Here is a 12,813-nt window from a genome sequence, read left to right as displayed (position 1 = left end):
GCCACACCTTATTGAGGGGAGGGATCCCCAAAGGGTCGGTGCGGGGGCCGCCGGCGGGCTATGCTGTGAAAGAATTGCAACATTCTGAGCGTTTTCTCAGGATGTTGTGTGTGATGTTCAAGCGAGGTGATGTAGTGGCACATTATGACCTGTATCGGAGTTTAGGGTTAAGCTCCACCGAATCCAGTGACTCTCTGCGGGCTGCGATTGATGCGATGTTGGCGTCCGGGACGTACCCGAATAAGGGCGGCAAGGCCGAGCTGGACATCGCCCGCGAGGTGCTGGGTAACGACCGTAAACGAGCAATGTACGACGCCAAACTCTCCGACCCCCAGGCCTCCGACGTGACCGTGAGGGACTTAAAGAAGCTGGCTGAGATGCCCACGCCGGGTAGCGGCTCCAGTGCAGAGGCAAGCTCCAGCACGGACACTGGCGAGATTCCCGTCGTGACGCCGCGGAATCAGAAGCCGCAGCCGGAACCACCGCAATATCGGCAGGCTCCGCCTACGCTGCAGCAGCCGGACCCGCAGCAGGGCTACGGCTATGGTGCGCAGCAGGGGTACCAGGCGCAGTATCAGCAGCCTCAAGAGCAGCCGAAGAAGAAAAAGGGCGGGCTAATCGCCGCCATTCTTTTGGTGACGTTGCTGGCGCTCGGTGGCGCGGGTACGGCAGTGTACTTCTTCGTGCTCTCCCCGGAGTGGAAGGGCACGCAGCAGGAACTGAAGGAAGCGTTCCCCAAGCTGGTGAGTGATCGCCAGAATGCGAAGGGCTGGCATGGGCTGAAGTGCCAAGGTGCGGATCCTGACAGGGATCAGACCGGCAAGATCCTGTGCGGAGATAAGGACACGGTCTTGAGCGTGGTCCAGTTCGATTCCGCGCAAGACCGGGAGAAGTACCTGCCGACCGAGGATGTTGAGACCCTGGACAACGGCAAGTGCACAGCGAAGTCCGCGGAAGTGCAGGGAAACTCCAAGCCCACATATGCCGTGTGGCCGACGGACCAGAATGATCTGGCGCTGTTGATCACCGGAAACGACGCAGAGACGCTGCGACTGCAGCTGCCTTTGTGTAAGTAAGCATCTGCGTAAATAGGTATCACGCTTCACACATCATCTACGTTAACCACAGCACGTGCGCTTATCGCAGTATCTTCGCTAAGCGCACCATGTATAAACATTCACGCCACGAGGAATGAAAGAGATAAGGACAAGCCACACATGACTACTCCTTCTGATGACAATGTGCAGGGCTCGGGGGCTGCTGATCCACAGCAGACTCCGGGTCAGCAGCAGTCGCCACAGCCGCCTGAGCAGCAGGGTTACCAGCAGTATGGTCAGCCACCGCAGGGCTACCAGCAGCCGTACGGTCAGGCTCCGCAGCAAGGCTTCCAGCAACAGTATGGTCAGCAGCCGCAGCAGAGCTTCCAACAACAGGGTTTCCAGCAACCGCAGCAGCAGTATGGTCAAGCTCCACAGGGCTTCCAGCAGCAGCCGTATGGTCAGCAACCTCAGCAAGGTTTCCAGCAACAGGGCCCCAATGCCTTTGACCAGGCCTCTCAGCAAGCGGCAAAACTAAGCGCCGGCCTGAGTTCGGTACCCCTGCAGACCTGGGGTTTCCTTCCATTGCTGGTCGGAACCATTATTTTTTCGATTCTGCACTTTTTTACATGGATTGAAGTGATCGTAACTGAAGATCACGAAAAATCTCGCGTGTCTTTCAACGGCTTGGGTGCAGCGTCGTTTCTTCAAAAGAACCTATTGGAGACTCAGTGGATAACAAGTCTCATAGCAATCCTTGTTCCGCTTTCTGCAGTGATTATTTTGCTGTGTGCTAGTTTTTTGTTTACGTCCGTAGAAAAGCAAAAACTCGCAGGGTTCCTTGCTCTCGTTGGTTCTATGCTTGGCTTGTACTGGACTACTTTAGGGGCGTTGGCTCTTAAGGCTTCCTTTGGTAATCTTGAAGAATTTGTAGATGTTATAAGTGTAATAACTGGTGATGATCTTGGTTCGATTTCAGCTGACAAAGTTGTGAGTGTTACTGGAGTCTACTGGTTTGCTGTTGTTATTGCTGTAGCTCTCTTCGCCCTGAGTGTGTTTCTTTTTGTCCGGGTCACGAAGGAAGATCATTCGTCGAGTAGTCAAGCGCCTGCGCAGCCCATGACGTCGTGGACTCAGCCTGATAGTGCACAATCCGTTCAGCAATGGGGATCTCAACCAGATTCCTCTGCTCCCGGTCAGAATTAGGAAGAGAGGAAACAGGAAACATGTCGACTCCACAACAACCATTCCAGCCCAATGGTCAGTTCTCTCAGGGGCAGGCGCCCAACGGGCAAGCGCTATATGGGCAGTCTGGGTTTGCGCAGCCTCAGTATACGCAACCTGGCTTCGGCCAAACTCCCTACGGGCAAGCCCCCTTTAATGCGCCTAATGGTCAGATGTCATCGGCGGGTGCAAGGGAAAAGATCTCCGCAATGTCCAATAAGCAGCTCTATGCTGTGTCTATGGCGTTCGTCGTGCTTGTACTCTGGGGGCTGAGATTCCTCACATGGGTCAAGGTTGTCGATGAGACTCAATCGGGAATGCTGTTTAAGGGAAATGGTGCCTTACAATATGTTAGTTCAGTGGCTGGCGGAAAATCTGCCAATATTCCCGTTAAGCCTCTCGGTATTTACACCACAGCTCTCTTGCTGGTGATGATTCTTTCCGTCATCTTATGCTTTTTCGATGTGCATTTTAAGCGCGCCGTCCGCTTGGGGGCGGTCGCTATCATTGCGTATCTGGTGGTGAGTTCGTTCCTGTATATTCTGACATGGCGGGCGTTATCGGATCCTGATATTCCCAAGATTGTTCCAGGTGTTGGATTGATATTTACATGGATCTTCCTGGCGTTGATTATCGGAGGTTATTTCTACTTTCTCCGTCCCGGACTGAGCGGAGCGTCGCAGGGACAGTCTGCCGCATGGACACAAGCTCCTCAGCAGAATCAATACCCCGGCTGGGCGCCAGCTCCACAGCCTCAGCAGCCTCAGATGAACGCGGCTCCTGCCGCCGCAGAGACGGAAGTGAACAGCTCCTGGCCATCTCAGAACCAGGCCGCACAGAACCCTGCGGCATCTGAGTCTGGTGTCGAGGCAGAGGCACTGGCAGAGACATCGGAAGCCGTACAGGGCAACACTGCTGCAGATTCCAGCGACGACGATGCCAATCCATGGGCTTCCCTGGAGGACGACTCCGAGGAAGACAACAACAAGAACCCGTGGGCATAGCCACTAGAGGACACAACTTCTAGGAATACACAAGCTACACAGAAGAAGGGCCTCCCCGAACTATCCGGGGAGGCCCTCCTTCGTGTTGTTTGTGCTTTCTGTGCTGGCAGCATTGGCCGCTCAACGCGCAGCGACCAGAACAGCCGCCACCAGCCCTAGAACTTCGAGAAGCGGCGGATCAAACCCTCTTCCAAAGCCTGCCAGCCCTTGGCCTCCTCATCGAAAGGAGCCGAAGGAGTAGTGGAGGACGGGGAACCCAGCATGTAGGCCAGGTAGTTCTGCAACCGCGGGTAGGCCAGCAGCACCTTGTTCACGCCATCGTCCTGCGCCCAGTCGGCCGCATCCGCGAGCAGCTCATACGCCCGGGACAACTGATCGGTGTCTACCTCATCCACGTTTTTGCCAATGTCCTGGCGCAGCCCGGTGAACGCGTACTGGTTCGTATCGTGGACCTTGATCTCCAGCTCGCCCGCATTAGCCGCGGTAACCAGGTCCCCCCATGTGGCGAGTTCCTCAAGGTCGTGCTGCGGGGCGTCGATGATCCAACGGACAAGGGAGCGGGAGTTCGGGAACGTGAAGATCTCCCCGTTGTGGCCCAGGAACACAGGCCTGTTGCCCACGTAGGTGCGCAGGGTGTAGACGTATTGGCCATTGAGGCTCACGCGGATCGGGTCGATGCCGGACAGGGCCCAGAGCGTGGAATCATAAGGATCCGTGGCTTCCGCCTGCTTCTCCTTGTCCTTGTTCGCCTTCTCCGCAGCGGCGGCTGCCTTCGCCTCCCGATCAGCCTGAACCTGATCCAGTTGCGCCTGCGCCTCCTGCACAGCTTCCTCAGAGACCTCCGGCGTGGTGAGGAACGGCACAACCTCGGCGGTCATGCTCTTCCAGCGGTCCAGTACGGTGCGGCCCACGCCCGTCCATTCCTCGAGCCCGTTGCTGGAGGCGTAGTGCTCCGCACCACGGCGGGTGTTGTGCAGGATAGAGAAGGAGTGGAACCAGTTGTTAATGCTGCTGATGCCCAACACGTTGCCGAAGGAGGCCAGCAGGTCGAAGCCTTGGGTGACCTTCAGGGTGGAGTCGTAGCCCGGGCGCTTCGCTAATTCGCGAGGCAGCTCCACAAGGGACACCGTGGTGAACTTCTCCGGAGACAGGTTTTCCACCAGCTTCCGGGAGAAGTCTTTCCACTTCGCGTGCTCGGCAAGATCATTGCGGCCGCCCGCATTGAGGTAGCCCAACAGCTGCGCCGGGGATTCGAAGGCGTAAATGTGGTCATCATCACCCAGGAAGGCTTGCCAGCTTTCTCCCCGGACGATCCATTGAGGAGCCCACAGTGTGTACCAGGTTCCGCTGGTCAGCTCCATTTCGAGTGCAACGATTCTGTTGCCGAATGACCTCTTATTTTTGTCTACTGCCATAAGTTCAAAGTTTACCTGGTTCGGCTACGTATCTTGCTGCAGGCCGTCCTTTCTGCGCAATGCGTCCGTCAATACCGGGGGAACGGTGGCGGGTTGCTCGCCTAAGAATTGGGCCACCAGGTACTCCCGTTTCTCCGGTGTGCTGACAATTCGGGCGAGTCCTCCCTGGTGCCGCCCGTGTGACCTGTGGTTGTTGTTCATGTGTTTCCTTTCCTTAAAGCTTCTGTGAGCCGTGAATTACTGTGCCGTGAATTACTGTGCAGCAGGCCGATAAAACCCCTTGAAATTCATGCCCATGTTTGTTTCCCGGATGGGGCTGATCTGGATGGGATCGCCGGCCTCAATGAAATGCCCGCTGTCCACCACCATCGCAACGTGCCCATCCCACACTGCCAGGTCCCCAGGCTGGACCTGTCCGCGGGGGATCGCCGGCCCGACGGCTTGGGCATCTGCGGTGCGCGGGATGTCCACTCCCGCCTGCGCATAGGCCCAGTGCGTGAGCCCGCTGCAGTCCATGCCCACCCCGGGCGTGTTCCCGCCCCACTGATACGGTGTGCCTAGCGCACTCTTGGCTGCAGCCACCGCCGCCTGTGCTTTCAACGACGCCCCACCGTGTGCCGCTTCAGCCACCCCACCGTGCGCGGCCGCCGCATCCATCGACGCAGGTGCCGCCGGATCTCTGCTCCGCGCTGCCGCCTCGCCCACCGTGGGGATGTCCACAGCCGCCACTCTGTTGGCCAAGTGGTCTAGCTCAGCATGCAGTTGCTGTAGTCGCACCTCTGCCCGGGCATAGTGCTCCTGAGCAATCGGCACGAGCACCGCCATCAGCGCTGCGGGGTGTGCTCCCGCCGGGGAGGTCGCCACGCACGCCGCCGCGGCCTGCATCAGCCGCGCCCCACACTCCTGCGCCAGCCGCGTGATGTCCGCGATCGCTGCCTGCACGGCGCCACGAGCCTGTTCACCCAGCGCGTCCAAAAGCTCCCCGGCAGCGCACGCCTGCATCAACTGCTGTGCATCGCGCTGCGTGGCCCGCGCCACCGCCTCAGCGGCCATACCCGTCAGCCCATCGGAGGCCATCCGATGCACGTCATGCGCCAGCTGCCGCACATCAGCATCGCCGGGAATGACGGCGCGTAGCGGCGTCGATAAAGGTCGCGGAATCGCCGCAACCAGAGGTTCCATCAGGTGCGTCATCATGGGCGGATCATCCTAGGGCAGCCAGTGCGGCGGCATGGGCGACGTCGTGTGCAGACGTGGACGCGGACAGCGACCGCAAACCCTGCTCGGTGGCCGAATAATGCTCGCCCAGATCCCTCAATGCGGCATGGTGACGCTCGTACGCCCTGGTTAGCGCCGTCACAAACCTCGACGCCTGAGGTATCGCAACCACCTCAGCATGCGGACGTGTGGAACTTCTCAATGCCTCGGCCACCTGCTCCGCGCGGGACGCCGCCGAATCCACCACAGACTGATCGATAGAAAACTCACTCATGCCTTTGTTAGACTCTCGCGGCGCCGAAAAGGTTCACGGAAAGGCGAAACTTTTTCCAGAAACTTTTGTGAGACAACGTCTCGCACCTTCTTCGGACACAGCAGGGTGAGGCCGTGTGGGTAGGATGAGGAACCATGGACATTCACGTCATCACACACCCTCTGGTGGCCTCCCGCCTCACGCTCATGCGCGACAAGCGCAGCGATAACGCCGCCTTCCGCGCCGCGCTCAAAGACCTGGGCGCGATGCTGATCTACGAGGCGGCCGCGGACCTGGCCGTGGACACATTCCCCGTCGACACGCCCGTCGCCACCGCCAGCGGCACCCGCCTGAACACACCGCCGATCATCGTGCCCGTCATCCGCGCCGGGCTGGGCATGGTCGACCCCGCCCTCTCCATGATCCCCGACGCCCAGGTGGGCTTCATCGGCCTCGCCCGCGACGAACACACCCACGAGCCCGTCCCGTACCTCGAGGCGTTGCCGGAGGACTTAAGCGGCCAGCCGGTCTTCCTGGTGGACCCGATGCTGGCCACGGGAGGCTCCCTGCTGCATGCGATCCGTCTGCTGGTTCAACGTGGCGCCGACGATATCACCTGCATCTGCATGGTCTCGGCGCAGCCGGGCGTGGACGCGCTGACGAACTCCGGCTTGCCCGTCAAAAAATTGGTCACCGCCACCATTGACCCGTCGCTGAACGACGCCGCCTACATCGTCCCCGGTTTGGGCGACGCCGGCGATCGTCTCTACGGCCCACGCAACATCGACCTGGACAGCCTCACCTAAGCGCAGCGGCCAGCTTCTCCAGCAGGGCTTCCACGTCCTGCGCCTTGTCAGCCGGGCCGTGTACCTCCAGGTAGAACTTCACCTTCGGCTCCGTGCCGGAGGCCCGGCAGATCACGCGCGCGTGCAGGTCACCGGCCCTGCCGGTGAGCTTCACACCGTAGTCAGTCTGCTCCGCCTCTAACTCCACTCCCGCCAGGGACGCCGGCGGCTGCGTGCGGAACTCCTCCGCGGTGGCGGCGGCCTGCTCCGCCGAGTCGTAGCGCACCGAGACCTGTGTGGTGCGGAACGCACCATAGGTCGCCTCTAGGTCGGACAGCTCATCCGTGAGGCTCCGCCCCTGGCCCTTCAACTCCGCAGCCCACACCGCTGTCACCAAGGCCGTGGCGATCCCGTCCTTATCCGCCACCAAATCTGGGAAAGGACACGTGCCCAGCGCCTCTTCGTACGCGAACGCCAACTCACCCGGGCGCTCCTCGGCCGCCTTGGACAGGTACTTAAAACCGGTCAGCGTCTCCTGGTAATCCCAGCCGCGATCCTCAGCCATAACAGACAGCAGTTGAGAACTCACCACAGTGGTCGCCACCACCGGGGCAGCTTCGGCGTCAGCATGCACATACTCCTCCAGAACATGCGCAGCGAGCAACGGGCCCGTCTGGTCGCCACGGAACATGCGCCGTGGGATACCGACCGCGCAGCGGTCGGCGTCGGGATCTAAGGCAATCAACAGATCCGCGTCACACTGCTTACCCAGCTCTAGCAGCAGATCGGTCGCCCCCGGCTCCTCCGGATTGGGGAAATCCACGGTGGGGAACTCAGGATCGGGCCAGCGCTGCTGCGTCACCGCGTGAATATCCGAAAAACCAGCCTGGCGCAGCGCGGCCTCCAGCGTGGAACCACCCACGCCATGCATCGGCGTGTAGGCGATACGCAGGTCCCGGCGCAGCTGCGCCTTATCCAAATTGCCGTTCGCCACCTTGCTGCACAACGCATTGACATAGCCCGTGACCACGGATTTATCCACGGAAATGACATCCACCCGCGGAATCTCCGGAGCGGCGGGCTGGCGGGCAATGTGCTCCTCGATCTCCCGATCCGCCGGAGAAGTCAGCTGAGAACCGCCGGCCAGGTACAGCTTGTAGCCGTTATCGCCCGCGGGGTTGTGGGAGGCCGTGATCTGCACACCCGCATCCAACCCACGGTCGCGCACCAGCCACGCCAGCACCGGGGTAGGGGCCGGCTCGCCGATCAGGGTGACCTCGTAGCCCGCGCCGGCGAAGACCTGCGCGGTGGCCAGGGCCATGGAGCTGGAGCCATAGCGGGCGTCGTACCCCACGGCGACTCGCTTGTTGTCACCCAGCCAGCTGGCCACACCAGCCGTGGCGCGCGTGACCGTGGACACGTTCATCTGATCCGGGCCGGGGCCTACGGACGCGCGCAGGCCTGCGGTGCCGAAGCGCAGAGTTGGGGAGTCCGTAGAAGTAGTGGACGTGGGGTGGGAAGAGTTCACGAAAAAATCATCGCCTTAAAACAAGTGTGTGAGAGTTCGACAGAGTTGGACAGAGAGAGCGCGACTGACCGGCTTCTACAGGCTGGCCACCAGCTGCGCCAGCAGGCCGCCCATGTCCTCGGCGGCATCCTTGCCGGCCTGGAGCACCTCTTCGTGGTTCAGCGCCTCGCCGGTCATGCCTGCGGCAAGGTTCGTGACCAGGGAAATGCCCAGGACGTCCATGCCGGCCTCGCGGCTGGCGATGGTCTCATAGACCGTGGACATGCCCACCAGCCCCGCACCCAGGGTGCGCAGCATGTGGATCTCCGCCGGGGTTTCGTACTGCGGGCCGGGCATCATGGCGTACACGGCCTGGCGCATGCCGGGGCGCAGCTGGGTCATGGTCCCCCGAAGCTCGGGTGAATACGCGTCCACCAGGTTCACGAAGCGCGCGCCCACCAAGGGCGTTTTGGCGGTGAAGTTAATGTGGTCAGAAATCAGCACCGCTTCACCCACGCACATGCCGTCGATCAGACCGCCGGCGGCGTTGGTGAGCACCACGCGCTTCGCCCCCGCGGCCGCGGCCGTGCGCACAGCGTGGACGGAGCGCCACAGCTCATGTCCTTCATAGGGGTGGGTACGGCCCAGCAGAACCAGCACGCGCTGGGACCCAATCGTCGCCAGGCGCAGCGTTCCCCCGTGCCCCTCGGCGGTGGGCGGCAGGAAACCGGGGAACTCCGCCATGGGGAACTCCTGGACATCGGCGCCGCGCAGCAGGGTATCGGCGGCGGGCTTCCAGCCGGATCCCAGCACAATGGCCAGGTCAACGGCCTCATAACCGGACTTGTCCAGAATCTGCGCGGCCGCCTGAGAAGCCTGCTCATAAGGGTCAAAGGTCGTACTCATGTTTCCCACGCTACCGCAGGGCGCTACGATAGGGGTCTACGTCTTGGGAAGGAAGTGCAGTGAGCGCCCTATCAGTTTCAGCCTTTGTCACTGAATGGTTAGCTAATCACGAGCCGGAGGTCATCGAGTGGCGTCGGCATCTCCACCGCAACCCTGAACTATCCCACCACGAGACGCAGACCACCCAGTTCATCGTGGATACGTTGTCCGCTGCGGGGCTCGATCCCGTGGTCCTGCCGCACAAGGGGGTGCGGGTGGACGTGGGCCCTGCCACGGGGCCGATCATTGCTTTCCGCGGGGATATCGACGCCCTCCCCGTCTTCGAAGAAACCGGACTGGAGTTCGCCTCGCAGAAACCCGGTGTGATGCATGCGTGTGGTCACGATATGCATACCGCGATTGTGTTGGCGTTGGCGGTGGCGTTGGCGCAGCTTACCCAGCGCTACGGGGCGGATGCCCTGGGTGTCCGCGTGCGCTGTATTTTCCAGCCTGCCGAGGAGGTCATGGACGGTGGCGCGGTGGACGCCATCGCCTCGGGCGTGCTGGAGGGCGTGACCCAGATCTTCGCGGTGCACTGTGAGCCGAAGCTGCGCACGGGAGAGATCGGCGTGCGTACCGGCGCTATTACCTCCGCCTCCGATGTGGTGGAGATTGTGCTGCGCGGCCATGGTGGGCACACCTCCCGTCCGCACATGACCGCAGACCTGGGCTATGCCGCGGGTTTGCTGCTCACGCAGCTTCCGGGCATGGTGGGACGCACGGTGGATCCTCGCAGTGGAACCGTGGTGGCGTTCGGCTCCATCAATGGTGGAAAGACGTTCAACGCCATTCCGCGGGAGATCCGCCTGCTGGGTACAGTGCGGACGATGCAGACCTCTGTGTGGCGGAAATCCGAGGACATGATCCGCTCACTGGTGGAGCAGATTGTGGCCCCCACCGGCGCGGATGTGGAGGTCATCTACACCAAGGGCGTGCCACCGGTGAACAACAGTGATGTGGCCACCGCCCTGCTGGCGCAGGCGGTGAACCAGATTGATCCTCTGGCCTTGAAGGAAGCATCCCAGTCCAGTGGCGGTGAGGACTTCAGCTGGTATCTGGAGGAAGTATCTGGCTCCATGGCGCGCTTGGGTTGCTGGGACGGCACGGGGGAGCACCGGCCGGATCTGCACCAGCCGGACATTGTCTTCGATGAGCGCGCGCTGGCCATCGGCGTGCGCCTGTTCGCCTCTACGCTGGATCAGTGCGTGTCGGGGCTGAGTATCAGCGACGCCTAATACGCTCGTGCGCAAAGCGCATCGCGGATTCGGTGAGGTCGCTGCCGATCTCCTTACGGATCGCCCGCCGCTTTATCTGGTTGAGTTTCTGCTCCGCCTTGAAGGCCTGGAGGCGTTGGCGTTCCAGCTGGCGGGGGCTCGGGGCATGCCATGAGGCGGGGCCAACGTTCAGCATGTAGAGCAAGATAAATGCCGTGGGGATCAGAAACAGCCACAAGAAGCTCCCCGCAACACTCGTCAAGACCAGCGACCCCACGGTGGTGAGCGCCAGCAATCCCGCTTTAGTTTTGTGCCCCGAGTTGCTGGCTCGCTCCAGATCGGCCGCGGAGTACATCGGCATCAGTGCTGAGTCTTTGGTGAGCGCGGGAAGATCAGTGAAGAGGTGGTCCAGTTCCTGCTGGGTGCGAGCCTCGGTGGCAGAGCTGATACGCTCGTCGTATTCCTGCAGGTCAAGCCTACCTTCGGCGAAGTGAGATCCCAGGGCTTCGATGGCGGTGGTCCGCTCCGCGTCGGAAATGCGAACGTGGGAATGGGCTCCATGTGCCGTGGGGTGAGAAGCGCTGTCGCCGGGATTGATCATGAATCCACTATATATCCAGAGCTTTTTGAGGGCTACCCCTCAAACTTACTCAAGCCAACCTAAGCCCAGTCAAACGTCCGCTGCACCGCCTTGGTCCATTGCGCAAACTCCGCATCGCGCACTTCGGGGCTGATGTCCGGAGAATACGTGCACTTCTCCTGCCACAGATCCCAGATGGCGTCCAGGCTGGGGAAGAAGCCCACGGCCAACCCGGCTGCGAAGGCCGCGCCCAGCGCGGTGGTTTCGGAGACCTTCGGCACAGTCACGGGCACGCCCAGCTGGTTGGCCTGGATCTGCATGAGCAAAGTGTTTTCCACCATGCCGCCATCCACCTTCAGAGCTTTGAGTGGCACGCCGGAGTCCTTGTTCATCGCCTCCACAACCTCGCGGGTTTGAAACGCGGTGGATTCCAGCGCCGCTCGCGCCAGGTGCGCCTTCGTGACGTAGCGCGTGAGCCCCGTGATCACGCCGCGGGCCTCGGGCCGCCAGTGCGGGGACAGCAACCCGGTGAACGCCGGCACGATGTAGCAGCCGCCGTTATCCTCCACGGAGCGGGCGAGCGGCTCGATGTCGCGCGCCTGGTTGAAGAACCCCAGGTTGTCCCGCAGCCACTGAACCAGGGACCCGGTCACCGCGATGGACCCTTCTAGCGCATACACGGCCGGCTGCTGGCCGATCCGGTAGGCCACCGTGGTCAGCAGCCCGTGCTCGGAGAACTGCGGGGTGGTGCCTGTGTTGAGCAGCAGGAAGTTGCCGGTGCCGTAGGTGTTTTTCGCCTCGCCGGGCCGGTGGCAGGCCTGCCCGAAGCTGGCGGCTTGCTGATCCCCCAGGATGCCCGCGATGGGCACGCCGTGCAGCGGCCCCTTGCGCTGGACACGGGCCACCACCTCAGAGGAGCTCACGATCTCGGGAAGCATCGCGCGGGGAATGTCCAGAATGTCCAGCAGTTCCTGGTCCCAGTCCAGCGTCTCCAGGTTCATCAGCATGGTGCGGGACGCGTTCGTCACATCCGTGATGTGGACGTACCGTTTATTCTTGCGCGCCAAATCCCACACCAGCCACGTGTCGATGGTGCCGAACACCAGCTCGCCACGTTCTGCCCGTTCCTGAGCTCCCTCGACGTGGTCCAAAATCCAGCGGATCTTCGGACCTGCGAAATATGTCGACGCCGGCAGTCCCGTCTTCCGGCGAAACGTCTTCTTCTGCTCCTCGGTCAGACGGTTGATGATCGGATCCGTGCGGGTGTCCTGCCACACGATGGCGTTGTAGATGGGCCGGCCGGTCTCCCGCTCCCACACGATGGTGGTTTCGCGTTGGTTGGTGATGCCCAGCGCGGCGATGTCGTGGGTGGTGATGTCCGCTTGGGCCGCGGAGTCCGCCAGCACGCGCCGTACATTCTTGCGGATCTCCTCGGGGTCGTGTTCCAGCCACCCGGGGTGGGGGAGGATCTGCCGGTGTTCCAGCTGGGAGCTGGTGACGATCTCGCCGTGGGCGTTGAACACGATCGATCGGGTGGAGGTGGTGCCTTGGTCGATCGCCATGACGTATCCACGGCGGCCGGTGGTCCATCGTGCGAATTGCTCGCTGAGCTGGTTAGCCAGGTTGTCCAT

The 12,813-nt window shown here is 61.6% G+C and carries 13 protein-coding genes; 5 read left to right on the top strand and 8 right to left on the bottom strand.

Going from position 1 to position 12,813, the window contains the following annotated elements:
* Positions 1–134: 134 nt before the first annotated feature.
* The 3 genes from GC425_RS03785 to GC425_RS03775 all read left to right on the top strand — a co-directional run bounded on the left by GC425_RS03785 (position 135) and on the right by GC425_RS03775 (position 3,265).
* Positions 135–1,076, top strand: a complete 942-nt coding sequence (locus GC425_RS03785; RefSeq protein ID WP_151843777.1) for a hypothetical protein — start codon at positions 135–137, stop codon at positions 1,074–1,076.
* Between the two features lie 141 nt (positions 1,077–1,217).
* Entirely contained in the window at positions 1,218–2,243 is a 1,026-nt protein-coding gene (locus GC425_RS03780; protein ID WP_187767884.1) for a hypothetical protein, read from the top strand.
* Positions 2,244–2,263: 20 nt separating this feature from the next.
* Complete coding sequence (locus GC425_RS03775) at positions 2,264–3,265, top strand: hypothetical protein (protein ID WP_151842079.1); 1,002 nt, start codon at positions 2,264–2,266, stop codon at positions 3,263–3,265.
* A 155-nt stretch (positions 3,266–3,420) separates the two neighbouring features.
* On the opposite strand, the gene GC425_RS03770 is transcribed toward GC425_RS03775, so the two are convergent.
* From GC425_RS03770 to GC425_RS03755, 4 genes are read right to left on the bottom strand one after another with little or no spacing between them, the layout of a single operon-like run.
* The gene (locus GC425_RS03770; protein ID WP_151843778.1) at positions 3,421–4,680 is read right to left on the bottom strand and encodes a hypothetical protein; all 1,260 of its coding nucleotides are present in this window, start codon (positions 4,678–4,680) and stop codon (positions 3,421–3,423) included.
* A gap of 24 nt (positions 4,681–4,704) precedes the next feature.
* Positions 4,705–4,881: a hypothetical protein gene (locus GC425_RS03765; protein ID WP_187767883.1), complete on the bottom strand. Its 177-nt coding sequence runs from the start codon at positions 4,879–4,881 to the stop codon at positions 4,705–4,707.
* 51 nt (positions 4,882–4,932) lie between these two features.
* Positions 4,933–5,877 carry a C40 family peptidase gene (locus GC425_RS03760; RefSeq protein WP_151843779.1) on the bottom strand — a complete coding sequence of 315 codons (945 nt, stop codon included), beginning with the start codon at positions 5,875–5,877 and terminating at the stop codon, positions 4,933–4,935.
* A gap of 7 nt (positions 5,878–5,884) precedes the next feature.
* The gene (locus GC425_RS03755; protein ID WP_151843780.1) at positions 5,885–6,172 is read right to left on the bottom strand and encodes a hypothetical protein; all 288 of its coding nucleotides are present in this window, start codon (positions 6,170–6,172) and stop codon (positions 5,885–5,887) included.
* A gap of 134 nt (positions 6,173–6,306) precedes the next feature.
* Between GC425_RS03755 and upp the strand changes: the two genes are divergently transcribed.
* Positions 6,307–6,957: a uracil phosphoribosyltransferase gene (gene upp / locus GC425_RS03750; protein WP_151843781.1), complete on the top strand. Its 651-nt coding sequence runs from the start codon at positions 6,307–6,309 to the stop codon at positions 6,955–6,957.
* Here upp and GC425_RS03745 read toward each other — a convergent pair.
* Both GC425_RS03745 and GC425_RS03740 read right to left on the bottom strand, forming a co-directional pair.
* Positions 6,950–8,362 carry a phospho-sugar mutase gene (locus GC425_RS03745; RefSeq protein ID WP_231699722.1) on the bottom strand — a complete coding sequence of 471 codons (1,413 nt, stop codon included), beginning with the start codon at positions 8,360–8,362 and terminating at the stop codon, positions 6,950–6,952. The genes upp and GC425_RS03745 overlap by 8 nt on opposite strands.
* Before the next feature lie 177 nt (positions 8,363–8,539).
* Positions 8,540–9,349 carry a purine-nucleoside phosphorylase gene (locus GC425_RS03740; protein ID WP_151843782.1) on the bottom strand — a complete coding sequence of 270 codons (810 nt, stop codon included), beginning with the start codon at positions 9,347–9,349 and terminating at the stop codon, positions 8,540–8,542.
* A 59-nt stretch (positions 9,350–9,408) separates the two neighbouring features.
* On the opposite strand from GC425_RS03740, the gene GC425_RS03735 reads away from it, so the two are divergent.
* A complete protein-coding gene (locus tag GC425_RS03735) occupies positions 9,409–10,623 on the top strand; it encodes an amidohydrolase (RefSeq protein WP_151843783.1) in 1,215 nt (404 codons plus the stop codon).
* Here GC425_RS03735 and GC425_RS03730 read toward each other — a convergent pair.
* Both GC425_RS03730 and glpK read right to left on the bottom strand, forming a co-directional pair.
* Positions 10,610–11,203: a DUF1707 domain-containing protein gene (locus GC425_RS03730; protein WP_151842073.1), complete on the bottom strand. Its 594-nt coding sequence runs from the start codon at positions 11,201–11,203 to the stop codon at positions 10,610–10,612. The genes GC425_RS03735 and GC425_RS03730 overlap by 14 nt on opposite strands.
* 59 nt (positions 11,204–11,262) lie before the next feature.
* A complete protein-coding gene (gene glpK, locus GC425_RS03725) occupies positions 11,263–12,813 on the bottom strand; it encodes a glycerol kinase GlpK (protein ID WP_257822022.1) in 1,551 nt (516 codons plus the stop codon).

The sequence above is a fragment of the Corynebacterium sp. zg254 genome (genome assembly GCF_024701495.1).
GTDB lineage: Bacteria > Actinomycetota > Actinomycetes > Mycobacteriales > Mycobacteriaceae > Corynebacterium > Corynebacterium zhongnanshanii.
This window is presented reverse-complemented; position numbering and strand designations above follow the sequence as displayed.